The sequence below is a fragment of the Methylocystis sp. Sn-Cys genome (genome assembly GCF_016745395.1).
Lineage (GTDB): Bacteria > Pseudomonadota > Alphaproteobacteria > Rhizobiales > Beijerinckiaceae > Methylocystis > Methylocystis iwaonis.
Map to the genome: position 1 here is coordinate 194,433 of NZ_JAERVJ010000006.1, position 16,638 is coordinate 211,070.

At 61.1% G+C, this 16,638-nt stretch carries 15 protein-coding genes and 1 pseudogene; 7 read left to right on the forward strand and 9 right to left on the reverse strand.

All coding sequences use genetic code 11. The features are described from left to right. The first annotated feature begins 33 nt into the window (after nucleotides 1-33). Together JJT62_RS19205 and JJT62_RS13320 are read left to right on the forward strand one after the other, a co-directional pair. The gene (locus tag JJT62_RS19205) at nucleotides 34-1,623 is read left to right on the forward strand and encodes an oxidoreductase (protein ID WP_202073250.1); all 1,590 of its coding nucleotides are present in this window, start codon (nucleotides 34-36) and stop codon (nucleotides 1,621-1,623) included. Continuing rightward, the gene (locus tag JJT62_RS13320; protein WP_202073251.1) at nucleotides 1,620-2,837 is read left to right on the forward strand and encodes an MSMEG_0565 family glycosyltransferase; all 1,218 of its coding nucleotides are present in this window, start codon (nucleotides 1,620-1,622) and stop codon (nucleotides 2,835-2,837) included. Before JJT62_RS19205 ends, JJT62_RS13320 begins: the two co-directional genes overlap by 4 nt. 69 nt (nucleotides 2,838-2,906) lie before the next feature. Here the strand turns inward: JJT62_RS13320 and JJT62_RS13325 are convergent, their stop codons facing one another. The 4 genes from JJT62_RS13325 to JJT62_RS13340 form a co-directional block, all read right to left on the reverse strand. Further along, nucleotides 2,907-4,334, reverse strand: coding sequence for a DUF1116 domain-containing protein (locus JJT62_RS13325; protein WP_210340666.1), 1,428 nt, complete (start codon nucleotides 4,332-4,334; stop codon nucleotides 2,907-2,909). Nucleotides 4,335-4,448: 114 nt separating this feature from the next. Further along, on the reverse strand, nucleotides 4,449-4,937 hold the full coding sequence (locus JJT62_RS13330) for an MSMEG_0572/Sll0783 family nitrogen starvation response protein (RefSeq protein WP_202073253.1): 489 nt from the start codon (nucleotides 4,935-4,937) through the stop codon (nucleotides 4,449-4,451). 67 nt (nucleotides 4,938-5,004) lie between these two features. Then, nucleotides 5,005-5,283, reverse strand: coding sequence for a hypothetical protein (locus JJT62_RS13335; protein WP_202073254.1), 279 nt, complete (start codon nucleotides 5,281-5,283; stop codon nucleotides 5,005-5,007). A 2-nt stretch (nucleotides 5,284-5,285) separates the two neighbouring features. Further along, on the reverse strand, nucleotides 5,286-6,617 hold the full coding sequence (locus JJT62_RS13340; RefSeq protein WP_202073255.1) for an FAD-dependent oxidoreductase: 1,332 nt from the start codon (nucleotides 6,615-6,617) through the stop codon (nucleotides 5,286-5,288). A 776-nt stretch (nucleotides 6,618-7,393) separates the two neighbouring features. On the opposite strand from JJT62_RS13340, the gene JJT62_RS13345 reads away from it, so the two are divergent. The 4 genes from JJT62_RS13345 (at nucleotide 7,394) to JJT62_RS13360 (ending at nucleotide 11,600) form a co-directional block, all read left to right on the forward strand. After that, on the forward strand, nucleotides 7,394-8,809 hold the full coding sequence (locus tag JJT62_RS13345) for a cytochrome ubiquinol oxidase subunit I (RefSeq protein WP_202073256.1): 1,416 nt from the start codon (nucleotides 7,394-7,396) through the stop codon (nucleotides 8,807-8,809). Nucleotides 8,810-8,821: 12 nt separating this feature from the next. Further along, entirely contained in the window at nucleotides 8,822-9,829 is a 1,008-nt protein-coding gene (gene cydB / locus JJT62_RS13350; protein WP_202073257.1) for a cytochrome d ubiquinol oxidase subunit II, read from the forward strand. Beyond that, entirely contained in the window at nucleotides 9,829-9,972 is a 144-nt protein-coding gene (locus JJT62_RS13355) for a DUF2474 domain-containing protein (RefSeq protein WP_202073258.1), read from the forward strand. The genes cydB and JJT62_RS13355 overlap by 1 nt, the downstream gene beginning before the upstream one ends. Before the next feature lie 236 nt (nucleotides 9,973-10,208). After that, entirely contained in the window at nucleotides 10,209-11,600 is a 1,392-nt protein-coding gene (locus tag JJT62_RS13360; RefSeq protein ID WP_202073259.1) for a PLP-dependent aminotransferase family protein, read from the forward strand. A 520-nt stretch (nucleotides 11,601-12,120) separates the two neighbouring features. Here the strand turns inward: JJT62_RS13360 and JJT62_RS19600 are convergent. Then, a complete protein-coding gene (locus tag JJT62_RS19600; RefSeq protein ID WP_370568556.1) occupies nucleotides 12,121-12,339 on the reverse strand; it encodes a GCG_CRPN prefix-to-repeats domain-containing protein in 219 nt (72 codons plus the stop codon). Between the two features lie 330 nt (nucleotides 12,340-12,669). Continuing rightward, nucleotides 12,670-12,890, reverse strand: a pseudogene (locus JJT62_RS19210) (ParB N-terminal domain-containing protein); the annotation flags it as partial. A gap of 242 nt (nucleotides 12,891-13,132) precedes the next feature. On the opposite strand from JJT62_RS19210, the gene JJT62_RS13370 reads away from it, so the two are divergent. Next, the gene (locus JJT62_RS13370) at nucleotides 13,133-13,408 is read left to right on the forward strand and encodes a hypothetical protein (protein ID WP_202073261.1); all 276 of its coding nucleotides are present in this window, start codon (nucleotides 13,133-13,135) and stop codon (nucleotides 13,406-13,408) included. A gap of 85 nt (nucleotides 13,409-13,493) precedes the next feature. Here JJT62_RS13370 and JJT62_RS13375 read toward each other — a convergent pair whose 3' ends face one another. From JJT62_RS13375 to JJT62_RS13385, 3 genes are all read right to left on the reverse strand, one after another. Next, the gene (locus JJT62_RS13375) at nucleotides 13,494-14,177 is read right to left on the reverse strand and encodes an outer membrane protein (RefSeq protein WP_202073262.1); all 684 of its coding nucleotides are present in this window, start codon (nucleotides 14,175-14,177) and stop codon (nucleotides 13,494-13,496) included. A 330-nt stretch (nucleotides 14,178-14,507) separates the two neighbouring features. Next, complete coding sequence (locus JJT62_RS13380; protein WP_202073263.1) at nucleotides 14,508-15,659, reverse strand: DUF5666 domain-containing protein; 1,152 nt, start codon at nucleotides 15,657-15,659, stop codon at nucleotides 14,508-14,510. After that, nucleotides 15,656-16,510 carry a DUF6502 family protein gene (locus tag JJT62_RS13385; RefSeq protein WP_202073264.1) on the reverse strand — a complete coding sequence of 285 codons (855 nt, stop codon included), beginning with the start codon at nucleotides 16,508-16,510 and terminating at the stop codon, nucleotides 15,656-15,658. Before JJT62_RS13385 ends, JJT62_RS13380 begins: the two co-directional genes overlap by 4 nt. Between the last annotated feature and the right edge of the window lie 128 nt (nucleotides 16,511-16,638).

A 16,638-nucleotide genomic window follows, 5' to 3' on the forward strand; every position in this document is an offset into this window, starting at 1 on the left:
ATCGCCTGCGACTAGAAGATGAGGAAAGCCCAGGTGACCAAAAGCGTCGTCGTCTCTGTGCATAGCAATTCGTATAAGGATAGCATTTGTTTGCTCGAGACGACGCGGACCTTGCTCGAGCACCCCGGCGTCACGTGGGGCTGGGCGTTCATGGCGACCCCGGCGAATTTGGAGACCTTGGTCAAGGCGGGGTTTACCGAGGATCCGCTGAGAGCGGACGCAAATGACCTCGTGCTTGCCGTCCGTGCAACCGACGAGTCAGCCGCCGCGGCCGCGCTCGAAGCAGCATCGAGGCTTCTGTTCAACTCGGAAAGGGGCAGCGTGGCCAGCGAGCCCGAGCAGATATTCGATTTGCGATCAGCGCTCAAGTTACATCCTACCGCCAATATCGCGATTATCTCGACGCCGGGACACTATGCAACGCTCGAAGCGCAAAAGGCGCTCACAGCAGGTCTCCATGTGCTTTTGTTCAGTGATAATGTTCCTCTTGAAGACGAAATCGCATTGAAGCGACGCGGCCTGCGCCTCGGGCGTCTGGTCATGGGACCTGGTGCGGGCACGGCAATGCTCGGCGGCGTGGGTCTTGGTTTTGCCAATCGCGTCAGCGCCGGGCCGGTTGGCATCGTCGCCGCATCGGGAACCGGGGCTCAGGAAGCCATGAGCCTTCTCGATCGTTGGGGCGTCGGCGTCTCTCATGTGATCGGTGTCGGCGGTCGAGATCTTTCCGCGGAAGTCGGGGGCCTCATGACGGAAATGGCGATCCGCGCCCTCGACGCCGACGCCGATACGCAAGCGATCCTGCTCATTTCGAAACCGCCGTCGCGAGACGTCGTAGCGCGCGTGCTCGAATTGCCGCAGAAGCCAACGGTTGCTTCGCTGATCGGCCTCACAGCGCCTTTGAAAGGTCACCCACAGCACGTGACGATTTGCGACACGCTGGAGGAAGGCGCATTCCGCACGCTTGCAGGGCTCGGCATGCCACCGCCCGACAACGGCGTCGGCCGCCTGATCGAAAAGGTGGCGCGCGCAGCGGCGAGGCTGAATGCGGGCCGCAAGCGGCTCGTTGGCCTCTATAGCGGAGGAACTCTTTGCTACGAGGCCATGACGGTCGCATCTCGGCGCCTCGGCCCGGTATTTTCCAACGCCCCCTTCGACGAAAATTGGACCATCGAGAGCGCCACACCGGGCGCGCATATCTGCCTCGACCTCGGTGAGGAAAGCTATACCCAGGGTCGCCCGCATCCCATGATAGACGCCCGCGCCAGAGCGGAGCTGCTTCGTCGGCAGGCGAGCGACCCGACCGTCGCGGCCGTGGTCTTCGACGTCGTGATCGGCGATGGCGCGCACCCTGATCCTGCAAGCGTATTGGCCCCTCTCGCCGCCGAAGTGGTGCGATCTGGCGCGGCGGTTGTCGTTTATGTGCTCGGGACGATGCGTGATCCGCAGGGCTTCGAAGAGCAACGCGCCCGCTTCGAACAGACGGGATGCATTGTCGCCGATAGCGCCGCGCGCGCCGCGCTCGCAGCCACAGCACTCGTCCTGAGAGACCCCTCGGTCGCCCTTGATAATCTTCCGCCTGGTTTCTCGCCGTTCCTCAAGATCAACCCGGAAAAAGAAATATGAGACCTGCGCCCACTCTGAATTCGCCGCGCGTTGCGCTGACCACCTATTCCACAAAGCCACGAGGAGGCGTCGTGCACACGCTGGAGCTTGCGGAAGCCCTGCAGGCTGCTGGACTCGACGTGACCGTGATCGCCATGGGCGAGCCTGGCTCACTGTTCAGGAAAGTTGCCGTTCCCGTGGAGATGATCGCGACCCCGCCCGCAAAGAATACGCTTGAAGAACGAGTGTTCGACTGGATTGATGCCTTGACCGGCGGCCTCACCCGCCTGCGAGACTCATTCGATATCGTCCACAGTCAAGACTGCATCTCCGCGCGCGCCGCCGCCCGTGTGAGAGATGCAGGGGCGCGCTTTCGGTTAGTGCGCACCGTGCATCATGTCGACGATTTTACGACACAGGCGCTCATGGATTGCCAACGCAACGCCATATTGGAGCCGGATCGCGTCCTGGTTGTCAGCAAGACATGGCAAGAACGGCTTCGGGTGGAATATGGAGTCGACTCATCGATCGTCACCAATGGCGTTAGAAGCGAAGCATTCGCAAATATGCTAACGCCGCAACGGCGCGCCGAGCTGCGGCGACAAATCGGAACAAAAGATCGCTTCCTTTATCTGACCATCGGCGGGGTCGAGCCCCGCAAGGGAACCGAATTCCTTGTCAGGGCGCTGGCCCAACTAAAAGCGGAAAGAGCAGATCCGCCCGAATTAGCGATCATCGGCGGCCATTCGTTTCAGGACTACCGTGATTATCGCGAGCAGGTTTTGACTTCGCTCTGGCCGCTTGGTCTGGAGTTAGGCGAAGACGTCGTTTTGTTGCAGACGCTCCCCCAGACTGAACTGGTTGAATGGCTGGCCGCTGCGGACGGATTTGTTTTCCCCTCCATCAAAGAAGGCTGGGGCTTGGTGATCATGGAGGCTGCCAGCGCAGGGCTGCCCGTCGTGGCGTCGGACATCGATGTTTTCCGGGAGTTCCTTGTGCATGACCGAGATGCGATTCTGACGGAAACATCCAATCCCGCGTCTCTTGCTCGGGGGATGGCAAGACTGATGGACGAGCCCCACACCGTCAAGCGCCTTGTTAAAAATGGGCTCGAAATGGCGGCGCGCCATAGCTGGGATCGAACAGCCGACCAGCACATTCGCATCTATAACCGAGTTATCGAAGAAGAGATGCAAGCCTCCACGCTTTTGAAAGGCGCGTTTTCTACAACCTAAGGAAAAGCCTGCCACGGCGGCGCCCCTCACGCCGCAATGCGCTATCTAGCTTTGCTGGGCAGGACATGTTCACAGAATTCTCTGGTCAAGATCCATCAACGCTTGGGTAAAACAGTCAATTGGAGCCGAAGCGACGCCGGCCCCAATTTGGCCGGCGCCGCTAAAAGCGTGAATGACGCCTGTGTTGACAGCCGGAGTGATCGCAAGCTCGACGACGCGTCGAACATCCACGCCGAGTGGGGCGCCTGCGTTCTCCAATATTGGTAGAAGGAAGGAACGACTCTCTCCCGCACAGATGCGCTGCATGTTGCGCGTCGCCGCGATCGCGTCGGACATTCTGCCACCGAGGAAACCCGCGACCGCCGGAGAGTTTGCCGAAACTGCCCCTCCAAGGCCAATCAGCTCGAGTACGGCGCTGTCGCCGATGTCCGCGGCGCTCGCTTCCGGACCATGGCCGGGAAAATACAGCGCCTTCTGGATTGGCGGCGCGGCCGCAAGGAACCAACGCTCTAGGCCCGCCAGCCGAATGCCGTAGGTCACGCCATTGCGCGACATCGTCGTCACGATGCTCGAATTCTCGACTTTGGCCGCGGAGTCCACCAACGATTTGGCCGCAGCCATGGCGATGTTGAGAAACATCGTGTGATTGCGGCTGAGAAAATCAGCGGCGTCTCCAGCGCCAGGCCGGGAGATTCGCATCAAAAACGGGAGGAGATCCCTCAGTAGGAGACACGTTGTCGCCTGTACCCGTATATGAACGTCGTCGCCCATGACGACGCCCTGCGCCGCCAGCGACCAAACGTCTATAGCGCCCCTCCTGGCGATCGCTTCCCCAATTACAGGGCCAATCACATCGCGAATAAAAAAAAGCCGATCGATCGCCAAGCTGCTGTCGACGCCGAACCATTGAGTTTCGCCCGCTCCCTGGTTGATGCTCGAAAAAGCGATCGTTCTTCCCATTTCATTTTCTACCACGTAAACCGGGGCGGACGGGCCGATTACAGTGGCCATGGGAACGACGGTCGAATGTTCGTTCGCCGGTCGTAGCTCGATTTCGCGAGAGGCAATGAGACGGGCCGCCGCCTCGATGTTTCCGGCCCACCCCTCCGCGACGATGGCTGCCTTGATCGAACGTCGCAGAGGATCGCACATATCCGCCCATGCTATGGCGGGCCCGCAATGGAGCAATGTGCGCTCGCTCATGCCGGGCACGACCGCACCGGCTCTCTCGACACCTTTGAGAAGGGGCGCGCCATTGTTCAAGCGCGCGACAACCTCTGCATTCGCAGCGTCGATAATGGATGATTTAGGCCCCATCAGCCGGGCTAACGCCGAAATGACGTCGCTCTCTCCTCCGCAGGGAATTTGCCAATCGATGCCTATGACAGGCGCCCCCTGGCTTCTGATCGATTCCTCGAATAGAGGCAGGCCGATGTTGATAACGTCGATCTTACGAGGAAGAGGGATTATTGAGGAAGGAGCCGGCATGAGCGTCATTCCCGCCTAGGATAAGCCAAACTGGTAAAGCCATTTCGCGGTCTGCGCGGGCAAAAAGAAAAGCAGCAAGCGGTTTCAAGGCTTGCTGCTTTTCACCGCACAACCGAAGGCCTGTTAAATCGTCCAGGTCGTCATCACGAGGGCGCGGTCTCGCCAAGCCTGGATGGTGAGATCGAGGATGTCGAGTGGGTTCACTGGAATAACGCCGGGGATCAGATCGTCTTCCCGCATGCCGTACAATGCGCCCATGGCAAATCGGCAAGCGTAGATTTTGGCCCCCTCGTCCATCAATGTCTTGAGTTGACGATTATACGCTAGATTGCCAGGGAAGCCTTCGGCGCCGACGGACGGGTAACCGCGCGCGGCTGAAGCCATGAGGACACCCGGCCCATAGAGCACGAAGGACAGCTCGAACCCTTTCCGGGCTAGGCGCGTAGCCGTCAGCATGTTCACGAGTCCGACCGATCCCTCGAAGGGAACGGTGTGCATAAAGATATAAGCCTTGTCGCCGGGATTAGCCTTGTGATCCGGGAACACCTTCTCCTCGACGTTGAATAAAACATCGCCGGGCTGCGGAGCGGGGATTGTAACGGTCTTAGGCATTTTGTCTCCTTTTTGCTTGTGACAAACCGTGGGCTTCCTTCGCAAAGTTGCGAAGGATCGAACTCAACTAGTCGAACTTGGGAAATGCCCGATGGGCGGGACGCGGTCGTTCGGCCTGTGCCGGCCAAGCGCGGTGATGGCTTCCAGGAAGCACGTAGAAAGCAAACCGCCGCAGGCCATCGGGAAGCACGCGATAAATCGGCACAAACACAAAGCGCCAAAAATAGTCCTTGAGACTGCGCGGCCTGAATGAAAACGCCATCCCATTTTGCGTTGCGATGCGCTCTTGCGCCGCGGCGAGCAGGTAGTATTCCGAATTGGATCGGAGCCATTGCGGGAAAGACATGATTATCGCCTCCCGAGTTTTTGCTGCACGGCTTGCGCCGCCATGGCGATTGGCTCGTTCAACGCCCCTATGGCCGGGGAATAGACGTTTTCCATCGTCGCCAGATCATCGATCGAAATGCCCGAGCGGACGGCCATGCCCAGGAAATCCGCTCGCTCCTTGACGCCTTCGCCCCCAACCATCTGCGCTCCGATGAGGCAGCGCGTAGCAGGATCTGCAAGCAGCTTCACCGTGATTGGACGCACCCCGGGATAGTACCGCGCCCTTGTGATACCGTTTGACGCGCCGCTCACGAATTTCACGCCAATCGCGGCGGCTGTCGTTTCACCAAAGGAAACGCCCCCAATCATCCAGTCGCCTGCGAGCATCGCCCAGGGGACATAGACGGGCTGGTATTCGCGTCGCCCTCCCGCAGCATTGACGCCCGCGGCCTTGCCCTGCGCATAGGCATGGCTTCCCGAGAGGCCTTGAAGCGGAACATTGGTGACGCCATGCGGAATTTCCGTGCAGTCGCCGGCGGCAAACACGTCGCTCGCAGAGGTTTTCATGAAGGAATCGACGATAATGCCACCGGTGGCGCCCAGAGCGACGCCCGCCGCTCTTGCCAAAGCTGTATTCGGCGCCTTGCGCGTTCCGATGATGGCAAGCTGCGCCTCGACCCGCCCGGCTGTCGTCTCGGCATAAGCAAGGGCGCCCTGGCCGCCGAAGGCCGTAACGCGCTCTCCCCACAGCGTCACAACCCCAGCGTCGGCCCAGCTCTTTCGAACCGGCTCGATGATGTCAGGATCGACGACGCCGGCCATCGGCCAAGGGGCGGGATCGACAACGGTGACCTTGATGCCGCGATGAACGAGCGCCGACACCATTTCGACGGCGATCGGTCCGCACTCGACCACGACCGCTGATTTCACCGTGTCGATGAATTTGTCCCACTCCATCGCGCGACGAATATTCTTGACGCGGTAGATGCCCTCCAGATGATCGCCGGGAATTTGGGGATCCGAATAATTCCAGCCGGTCGCGAGCACCAGCCGGTCATATCTAATTTCGCCTTCTTCGCGGACCTTGATGGCATGACGCTTGACGTCGATGCTTTCGACCGTAGTCGTATAGTGAATATCTATGCCCTGATCGGCGTATTGTTGCTTCGTTGCAAGGAACAGTTTGTCGAAAGATTCAATTTCGCGACCGTGGACGAATGGAATGCCGCAGGGGCTGTAAGCAACGTCCTCGAATTCCGTGTAATTCACGATGTCAGCCGACGGGTCCACTCCTTTTGCAGCCCCTGCGGCGCCGAGCCCGGAAGCGCCGCCTCCAATTACGACGATCTTCATCCCTCGTTCCTCCCGATTTGCCGCCATCTCGTATGAGACAAGCACATATCCTATCGTATACGACAGGAGCATTTCGTCAAGAGGCATGGGCAGCATTGTATGCATTTTGTGTGGCAACAAAGGAAGCCAACAACCAGAACAATTGTTATCGACCGATAACGTAACTTATTATCAATATGTTATGTAACATATGAGCCGCCATAGATTCGGGCTTTATGGCTCTCAGCGATTTTTTGCCGTCATTTTTTATGGCGATGAACAACCGATTTGACATATTTGTATGCATATTGTATCAGAAGCAATCTCACTACAAACTCACTTGTGTGGCAACGAGATGCAGAGGGGACGTCGATGCTCACCGGCCAAGTTTCACAATTGGCGGAGATCTCCTCGATCACAGCCCAAGCGCTGCGAGCTTGCGCTATGCGGACAGGCCCCCGGGCCAAACTATCGAACAGCGAGCGCGCGAGACTGAAAGAACTGGAACGCGAAGTGCGCGAGCTCCTCGGCTACTCGGCCAGGCTGCTGCAGGATCAAATGCCCGACGCGGATCACAGTCGCGGGTCCACTCCCTGATCGCTGGCCGCAAGTCCTCCTAATCCAGCGCACGCATGGCAGCGCAACACGCCATAGAGGCCTAACGCGGACTGCAACGCGCGGTCGTTCAGGTTTTGAAAGCCCACCCAAATGCACAAGGCCGTCAAAACCGCAGCCGTTCAGGCTGCGCCAATTTGCCACTGTCGAATTGGTCGCTTGTCCCGTCCAGGAGAAAAGACATGTTCGAATTAACGGCGCTCGATCTCGCCCGCGTCCAATTTGGATTCACAGTGTCCTTCCATATCATCTTCCCGACGATCACGATCGGGCTCGCCAGCTATCTGGCTGTGTTGGAAGGCTTGTGGCTCTGGAAGAAAGATTCCGTTTATCGGGACCTCTATCTCTTTTGGTCGCAGATATTCGCGGTGAATTTCGCGATGGGCGTCGTTTCAGGACTGGTTATGGCTTATCAGTTCGGGACGAACTGGAGTTACTTCTCCACTTTCGCCGGCGGCATTACTGGCCCACTACTCACCTATGAGGTGCTCACCGCCTTCTTCCTCGAGGCAGGGTTCCTCGGCGTGATGCTATTTGGCTGGAACAAAGTGGGACCGAGCTTGCATTTCTTTGCGACCGTGATGGTCGCAATAGGCACTCTCATATCTGCGACTTGGATTCTTGCCTCCAATAGCTGGATGCAAACGCCACAGGGCTTTGAGATAATCGACGGTCGCGTCGTACCGGTTGATTGGCTGAAGGTGATCTTCAACCCCTCCTTCCCCTACCGGCTCGCACACACTTCCATCGCGGCCTTTCTCGCCACCGCGCTGTTCGTCGGGGCTGCAGGAGCCTGGCATCTGCTGCGCGGGCGCGCGACGGCGGCAGTGCGCGCCATGCTCTCGATGGCGATGTGGATGATCTTGATCGTAGCGCCGATTCAAGTCGCCGTCGGCGATGCGCACGGTCTTAACACGCTTGAGCATCAACCAGCCAAGATTGCCGCCATGGAAGGTCACTGGCGCAACGAACCAGGCCAGGGCGTACCCCTCATCCTGTTCGGCTGGCCCGACATGGCGGCTGAGACCACACGCTACGTCATCGAAATTCCACGGCTCGCCAGCCTGATCCTGACCCATGATCTCGATGGCCAATTTCCAGGCTTGATGGATTTCCCGGCGCAGGACCGGCCCAACGCCACGATTGTTTTCTGGTCCTTCCGAGTGATGGTTGGTCTCGGCCTGCTGATGCTGTTGCTCGGGTTCCGGGGCCTGTGGCTGCGCTGGCGCGAGCGACTCTATGACGACCGCACATTCCTGCGGTTTACGACAATGATGGGACCAAGCGGCACGATCGCGATTCTTGCCGGCTGGTTCACCACAGAGGTCGGGCGGCAGCCTTGGGTGATTTACGGCGCGATGCGGACCGAGCACGCAGTCTCGAACCACTCGGCTTTGGCGCTATCCGCCACGTTGCTCATGTTCGTCGTCATGTATGCCTCCGTCTTCGGGACCGGCATCGGTTACATGCTGAAGCTGGTTGCGAAAGGGCCGCAGGAGGGGCTGGGCGTCGAGAATATGCCTAACCACGGACAGCCGCCGCATGCGGCCCGGCCGCTCTCCGCCGCCCCCGACAATATCCGCCCAGCAATCCGCTAAGGAGGCCCAACCATGGGTATAGACCTTCCCCTCCTCTGGACCTTTGTCCTCACTTTCGGGCTCATGATGTATGTTGTCATGGATGGGTTCGACCTTGGCATCGGCATACTGTTCCCCTTTGTGCGCGACCGTTCCGAACGAGACACCATGGTCAATACGGTGGCGCCGGTCTGGGACGGCAACGAGACGTGGTTGGTGCTCGGCGGAGCTGCTTTACTTGCAGCCTTCCCGTTGACCTATTCGGTTCTCCTGAGCGCGCTCTATCTGCCGCTGGTCGCGATGCTTGCAGGTTTAATCTGGCGCGGGGCGGCCTTCGAGTTCCGATTCAAGGCCGACGAGGCGCACAAGCCTTTCTGGGACAAGGCGTTCGCTTGGGGCTCTTATATCGCGACCTTTTCACAAGGCATCGCGCTGGGAGCCTATATCAACGGCTTCGAAGTCAGGGATGGCGCCTATGCCGGCGGTCTGCTGGACTGGCTCACCCCTTTCGGTCTCTTTACCGGCCTTGGCCTTTTGATCGCCTATGCTTTGCTCGGCGCAACATGGCTTGTGATGAAGACCGAAGGCCCTCTCCAACGCCGCATGCGCGCGCTCGCGCGGCCGGTCGCTATAGCTCTGCTCGGGGCCATCACGATCGTTAGCCTCTGGACGCCATACGCTCACGCGGAAGTGGCGGCCCGATGGTTCTCGCTGCCCAACTTCATATTCTTCGCCCCTGTGCCGATGCTCGTGCTGGCTACCACCTGTACGCTCCTGAAGACACTCGGCGACGACCGCGACGTTGCGCCCTTCCTGTTGACGCTGCTGCTGCTGTTTCTCGGCTATACAGGCCTGATCATCAGCCTCTGGCCAAACATCATTCCACCGGCCGTCTCCATTTGGGATGCAGCGGCGCCGGCGCAGAGCATGGGCTTCGCTCTGGCTGGAGCGCTATTCATCATCCCCTGCACCCTCGCCTACACTGCATGGTCTTACTATGTCTTCCGCGGCAAAGTGCGGACTGGCGAGGGCTATCACTAATGCGAGCCCTTCCGCTCTTTCGGATCGTATGGGTCCGCCGTCTCGGCTGGCTCGTTGCCCTTTGGGTCGGGAGCGTAGTCGCACTCGCCGCCGTTGCGATGCTATTTCGGACCGTTATGAGTCTTGCCGGGTTGACGAGATGAACGGCGGCGTATCCAGCGTCGCCCGCGCCGCCGGGCCCGTGCCGGTCGGATCATCCGTACAACGAGGAAGCGGACCTCGACCAATTACTCGATTCTTTTGCGGCTTGCCCGACGCAATGACTGGAAATTGATCGAATGATTGAATATGTCAGGAGTTCTAGCCCACGAATTGCAGGCATAGACTAAAGCGTCGGCTACGGGTTTCGAAATCGAGAATGTTTGGCGCAGAGGCTCGAATGACTGGGAAGCAGCAGTACTGGCTGCCGGAGATTGAGAACGCCGGAAAGCCGGTATATCTGGAGATTGCCGACGCAATCGAAAGGGACGTTGAGTCTGGCCGGCTTGCCGTGTCTGCGCGCTTGCCCCCGCAGCGCTATGTCGCGGATAAGCTCGGGGTGAACCTCGCGACGGTGGCGCGAGCCTATACCGAAGCGCAGCAACGCGGTCTGATAGACTCCCGGGTCGGGCAAGGGACCTTTGTCCGCCGCCCCGCCGAACGACGGACTGCGGCGCCGCCGCGTTCCCCCATGCGCGGCGACATGCTGATGAACATGCCTCCCGAACCCTACGCGCCTGCCCTCCTGGAAAGGATGCAAGCCGGGATAGAGGGGCTGGACGATTTACCGTCTCTCCTACGCTACCAGGAATTCGGCGGCTCGCCGGAAGCCCGCGCAGCCGGCGCACGTTGGCTATCGCCGCGGCTGGGCGACCTGGCGCTCGACCGTTTGCTCGTGTTCCCGGGCGCGCAGGCGTCTCTCCTTTGCGTGCTGTCGGGCTTTACGCAGCCGGGAGACGTGGTGTGTTGCGAAGAGCTCACCTATCCTGGCTTCAAAAGCTTGGCTCAGCAATTCGGGCTACGTCTCGTCGGCCTGCCCTTGGATGATGAAGGAATCGATGCGTCGGCCTTCGCGAAGGCCTGTAATGATGCGGCCGTCAAATTGCTCTACATGAATCCCACGCTCTTGAACCCGACGACGACGACAACTTCGAAAAGACGGCGCGAAGCGCTGATCAAGGTGGCGAGGGCGCAAGGGGTGATGATTCTTGAGGATGACGCCTATGGCGCGTTGCCCCTCGAATCTCCGCCATCATTCGCTCGATTGGCCCCCGACATTACCTTTCACGTGTCGAGTCTCGCCAAATGCGTCGGCGCAGGATTACGCGTCGCTTATATGAGCGTGCCAGAAGGCAGACATGCCGCGAGGCTTATGTCCGCGTTGAGCATGACCAACGTGTTCGCGTCTCCCATTACCACCGCGATCGCCACCCGTTGGATCGAAGAAGGCGTTGCCAGCGCTGCTTTGGAAGGCATAAGGAGCGAGACGCGCGCGCGGCAGGAGCTGGTTGCTCGAACGCTTCCGGTCGGAAGCTATGTTTCGGATCCAGAGGCTTTCCACCTATGGCTTCGTCTGCCACAGGGCTGGAATCGGCACGCGTTCGAGTCCCATTTGCGAGGACTTGGCGTCAGTGTTGCAGTGAGCGACGCGTTCGCTGTCACCTCCGCTCCGCCGGAGGCCGTACGCCTCTGTCTCGGCGGACCAGCCTCTCGATCGGACGTCCAGACCTCCCTTGCTATCCTAGCCGATAGCCTCGCTCCGCGCCCATTGATGGCATCCATGGTAATTTGACCTGAGGTCCGCGGATGTATCGCAATGAAACCAGCGAGTCTTGGAGGATTTCCTTGGCTACGCTTTCAACGAAAGCGGTCGAAATCGGCTGTCGATCGTGGCGTCGCCGTCCTAGCACTACTTTGGCAGTCTGCGTCGGCTGCGGGGGATTCCGGTTTGGCATCGAAGCAGCTAGGCTGCGTCGTCATGAATCGCTGGAGGCGGGTCATGGCGACGATAGCTGCGCATTTGGGCGTCGATGCGTTGCGTGAGCGGTATGTTTCGAGTTCGAACGCGCGCGGGGCGCGGCATTTTCATGCGCCCGGGCTTTTTTCTTTAGCCTCATGCCGAGACCTTCGCAGACGCTCAGAGATAATCCGATGCAGCCGCTTGTCAGTGCTGTCCCGGACAGAGCTTGGGCTCAAGAGCGAGAAGCGTGGAGAGGCTCGCGGAACTTTGGCGGCTTCTCTTCCCGAGCGCGAGGATAAGCGCGCGGCCGCGCGCTCAACCTCCGGATGAGTTCGGATTGCCTTTCAGGCGATTACCTGAAACAGCGGAGCGTGCCGTTCGGCATGCGAGTGGCAGGATGGCCCGTCCTTCTCAGGCACCAGTCCCGATTTTGACCGCCGAACACGCAAAAACCCCGCCCATTCCGATGCCCGTTTGGGCCGCAACCGCCCAACGCGAAAGCAGGCGTAGCCACAGAAGACACCGCGGCGGAAAGAATAGCAGCGCACAATGCAAAGGAAAGTCTATTCATCATTCAACCCCGACTCTTATCGCCATCCGAATAAGTGGCGCGTCGATCTTAGCGCCTGAGAGTAACTTAGGCAGGTCCCGCAAGACTTTGAATTAGGCTATGCCTACCGCAGTCTTACTTCGGCCCCCTCAACATTCTTAAAAACCAATGCATGAGGATGGCGGCGGCGAGCAATCCGCTGCTTCCAAGGTTCATTGCGCACAATCTCCAAAAGCCGTTACCGCGGCCGTCCTGCGCGAGGTTTATCCACGCTCAAACCCTGAAGCTCTCCCCTTTGAAGCTGTAGCAATTCCTTTTGATGAGCTTCAGATTGGCCGGGCAAACTGCATCGCCCGCGAGCACTTCGAATTTACCGGTTTCGGCGCCTTCGGCGTCGGGACGGCGCGAACGTGGAGGCTTTGGATCAGCCCGCGCCGAGCGATCGACGCGGCGAGTTCTTCGATAGAAACGCCCGCCTGCATGCGCCGGACATTCGATTGCGACAAAACGAGCTTGTCGAACGGGATATCGCGGGAGGAGGAGAGCGTGATCTTCTGGGCGGCTTTCGCCACGGTTGTTACTCCGCGACGAGCCGAGGCCCTCTCTCTCGCCCAATTCCTCGTCAGTGCGCCAAGCGCAGCCCTCTAGCTCTATACGTAGAAAGGAGAATCACACCGGGTTAGATGCTCAACTACCGACCACTCCGGAGGGTGAAAGCCCCTCCCTGCCACACCGTGCAGCGTGGGGCGGGAAGCGAACGGGTGAGGCCGACCGGGGGCTTCGGGATCGGTGCGTTCTCGCCGAGCGTCCGACTGTGATCGCGACCCACCACGCCCCGCATCCGGATGCGGTGGCGGCGCGCTTCTCGAACGACCCGCTTACGCCTTGCTTCGTGAGCCACCTCTCGGACGTCATCGAAGCGCGTCAACCGACGCTTTGGATCCACGGCCACACCCACGACTCCTTCGACTACCGGGGCGGGGCGATGCGCGTCGTCTGCAATCTCAAGGGGCTATGGGCCCATAAGGCCGGCGCGACGGCTAGAGAACGTGGACTTCGGGATGAAGATTGTGGAGCTTTGAAACCGTAAATGCACAGCTCGACCATCAATCGTGGCCACCGCGCCTTCGGCGCGGCGGCCACCAAATCAACCTTCCGGTCACGCCAAAGTCAGGTCAGAATTTCGTGAGGCTGAGGAGATCACTGGCGTCGAAGCGGTAATTGACGCCGGCTCGAACGACGTGAAAGCTGATGTCCCGCTTGCCGCCGGGGCCGCCCGCGGCGCCGCCCGAGACGTCGTTGAAGAGATACTCAGCCTTCGCCGACCAATTGCGTGCAAAGGTCCATTCGGCGCCGCCGCCCACTGTCCAGCCCGTCGCGACGCCGCCGCCGGCGCCCGCATAGGCGAAGCCGCCCGTGCCATAGAGCAGCAAGGTCGGACTAAGCGCCAGAACCCCGACGCGCGCCCGCAAAGTGCCGAACCAGGGAACAGAACGTGCGCCTTGCGCTCCCGGAAATGGGACAAGGGGCGCAGCGCCGGCAGCGAATGCAGTCGGGTCGAACAGAGCCGGACGTCGGCCGGAGAGGGAAAGGCTGGTTCCCTGAAAATCGGTTTCGAGACCGACCACGAACAGCGGCGTCAACTGATAATTGTAACCGATCTGCGCGCCGCCGACGACGCCGCCCGCGCCGCGTTCCGGCCATCCGCCGCCGAGGTTCAGGCCGAGGTAAAGCCCGTTCCACAGAGCGGCGGGCGGGGGCGGCGGCGTGTAAACGGGCTTGCGCGAAGGAAGATCGGCGGCCCGCGTCGGTTCGAGGAGCGCGATCAGGGCGAGGATGGAGAGCGTGGGTTTTTTCATTTCCGTGAAATCCTGCTTTCGGTTTTCAGTTGACCCCTGCCGCCACTGGACGGCAGTGGCCCGGCAGGGGATGCCCGCCGGGCACGGATCGGCGGCTCGAGAGGGCAAGAAGCCGGCCGACCGGGCGACCGCTCACTCGCGCGGCCGTTCGTTCCGACCCGGCTGGCCGGGTCGGCCGTCACTTCGAAGAGGCGTCGATAGAGCGGCGCCGCTTCGTGTGAAATTTACCCACGTATACTGCGTGGGTAAATTTCACACGTCAACAGCCTGCGCGGGAATTTCGTCGCCATTCGCGGACTGTTATCGCAGAAAACAGTTGGTTACGCGCGCTCAGCGCCTCGGACGGCCGCCGGGACCAGGCATTCCAGGCCCCGGGAAGCCGCCAGGAGGCGCTCCGCCGGCTCCGAACGGGAACGGATCTCCAAAGCCGCCAGAGGGCACATTTCCGAAATTGGGTGGGGCCTCGGCGCCGGACCGCGACCCGCCACCGTCGCCCGCGGGCGCCGGCGCGGTTTCCTCGACGCTTTTCATCCGCTGGCGGAAATCCTTACCTGAACCCTTCTCGCCGAGGCTTTCCGAGGCGCGGAAGGTCTCGATGGACCATCCGCCGTTCCGGTCCATGGCTACGCCGATCACGGCGCGGATGACGCCATAGAAGGAGGGGTCGCGCCGCGCCGTCAGCATCGGCCCGGCGGCAGCGGCGACCATATCGCCGTCCCGTTCGACATAGGTTTCGACGAGCGCCTGTCGCACCCCGCGCGGCAGCCACTCGTCAGGCGCGACATGGGAAACCTCGAAGGCTCCGGCGGCGACTGCGCCGCGCAGCGCGACCCGTTGTCCAGCCAGCGACCGCGCCGCGCCGGCGAGCGGTTGCGCCCCGATCGCCAGCCGTCCGTCCGCGTCACGCGTCACCGTGCCAACGATTTGCGCTACCGCGGCATCGACGGGCTCGACAAGGCTTGCGACGATCGTCTGATCCGGCAGGCGCAGTCCGCTGACTGCGACATGCTGCCCGACAGCCAGTCCGCCGGCGGCGACGCCACGCCCGAGTTCGACCTTCTGCCCCAGGATGCGCAGGCTGCGACCGGAGATCGATTCGATCGACCCCACCACCTCGTGCAGGATGCGGATGCGCGTCGTCGTAAAGCCCGCTTCATTGCGCTGCGCGACGAGCGACACGACATGGCCGACGCGCATGCGCGAAACATCGACCGGCTGTCCGTCTATCGTCACCTCCGCCGTCGGCGCGTAGGAAATCTTCAGCCCGTTGACGAGAATGCTGCCGAAGCCGCGGATCGTGCCGACGACGCCGGTGCCCCCCAATCCATTGTCGGGGTCGGGAAGCACGGAAATGTAGCCGGTGCCCCCGAGGCCGTTGTCCTTCGGCTTCTCTCCGGCGCGCCCGGGCGCCGCGCCGTTGGCGAGACAGGCGAAGAGAGAAGCGATCAGCCGGCGCCGGTCGAGCCGTAGAAATCCTGTCACGACGGCTCTCCCGGCTGGTTTTCCGGCGCGCCGTCGCCGCGCGGCTCCCGTTCGCGGTAGACATAGACGCCGAAGTTCCAGCGCCACTCGCCGCCGGCGTCGCCCCGGTGAAGCGTCTGCGCCTCGCGGTTGGCCGCGAGCAACGCCTCCATCGCCACTTTGCGGGACAGCGCCTCGAGCTGGCGCGCCACATCCTCGGACAGGCCCTCGTAATGGACAGCGCGCTCGAGGAAGGGCGCCGGGTTCGAGGTCACGTTCTCTACAGCCGCGGCGATATGGTCGTGCAGATTGCGGCCGAAGTAATGGAGCTGTCGATCGTCGCCGCGGTTCGGCGCGATCGCCGCCTCGGTGAGGACCACGCGGCCCTTGGCGTCGAGGACTACGATCTTGCGATCAAGCCACTCGTCGAGCACGGCTCGCGGGCGAAGATCCTTGGTGACCTCCTCGACCAGCGACTCGAAGGTAGGCCCGGAGCCCGCGCGCCGCAGCGGCGCCGGCGCGCCGTTCCTGTCCGTGAAGCGGCGGTCGGCCAGCCACAGAGCGACGATCTGGGTCGTGCGGGACAGCGAGGCCGGCGTCATGCGGACCGGAGCCCCCGCTTCACGCAGACGCCGGACCTCCTTGCGGTGGATTCCCGTCAAGAGGCTGATGCGGCTGTCGGTCTGCTCCTTGTCCGGCAAGGCGAAATCATGGACGGCGACATTGACGTAAAGCTCCCGCAGCAGGTCGCAGAGTGCTGGAAAGGTCGTGCCGCAGCGGATGAACAGCCGCACGAGCGGGCGCAGCAGGCGCGCGATCGGCTGCTGAAGCTTCTGCGCGTCTGGGAGCGCGTCGTCGCGGCTTTCGGTCATGAACCTTGGTAACCCGAGTCAAAGTGGGACACAATCCCACGCCTCCTTGACGTGGGAAATTTTTACACGCATATTGGCGGACGTGTGATGTTTTCCCACTTCGGAGTTTGGAGATGTCCCTCACGCTC

Coding starts and splice junctions, on each gene's coding strand:
- JJT62_RS13320 (WP_202073251.1), top strand. CDS start 1,620: ATGAGACCTGCGCCCACTCTGAATTCGCCGCGCGTTGCGCTGACCACC.
- JJT62_RS13325 (WP_210340666.1), bottom strand. CDS start 4,334: ATGACGCTCATGCCGGCTCCTTCCTCAATAATCCCTCTTCCTCGTAAG.
- JJT62_RS13330 (WP_202073253.1), bottom strand. CDS start 4,937: ATGCCTAAGACCGTTACAATCCCCGCTCCGCAGCCCGGCGATGTTTTA.
- JJT62_RS13335 (WP_202073254.1), bottom strand. CDS start 5,283: ATGTCTTTCCCGCAATGGCTCCGATCCAATTCGGAATACTACCTGCTC.
- JJT62_RS13340 (WP_202073255.1), bottom strand. CDS start 6,617: ATGAAGATCGTCGTAATTGGAGGCGGCGCTTCCGGGCTCGGCGCCGCA.
- JJT62_RS13345 (WP_202073256.1), top strand. CDS start 7,394: ATGTTCGAATTAACGGCGCTCGATCTCGCCCGCGTCCAATTTGGATTC.
- cydB (WP_202073257.1), top strand. CDS start 8,822: ATGGGTATAGACCTTCCCCTCCTCTGGACCTTTGTCCTCACTTTCGGG.
- JJT62_RS13355 (WP_202073258.1), top strand. CDS start 9,829: ATGCGAGCCCTTCCGCTCTTTCGGATCGTATGGGTCCGCCGTCTCGGC.
- JJT62_RS13360 (WP_202073259.1), top strand. CDS start 10,209: ATGACTGGGAAGCAGCAGTACTGGCTGCCGGAGATTGAGAACGCCGGA.
- JJT62_RS19600 (WP_370568556.1), bottom strand. CDS start 12,339: ATGAATAGACTTTCCTTTGCATTGTGCGCTGCTATTCTTTCCGCCGCG.
- JJT62_RS13375 (WP_202073262.1), bottom strand. CDS start 14,177: ATGAAAAAACCCACGCTCTCCATCCTCGCCCTGATCGCGCTCCTCGAA.
- JJT62_RS13385 (WP_202073264.1), bottom strand. CDS start 16,510: ATGACCGAAAGCCGCGACGACGCGCTCCCAGACGCGCAGAAGCTTCAG.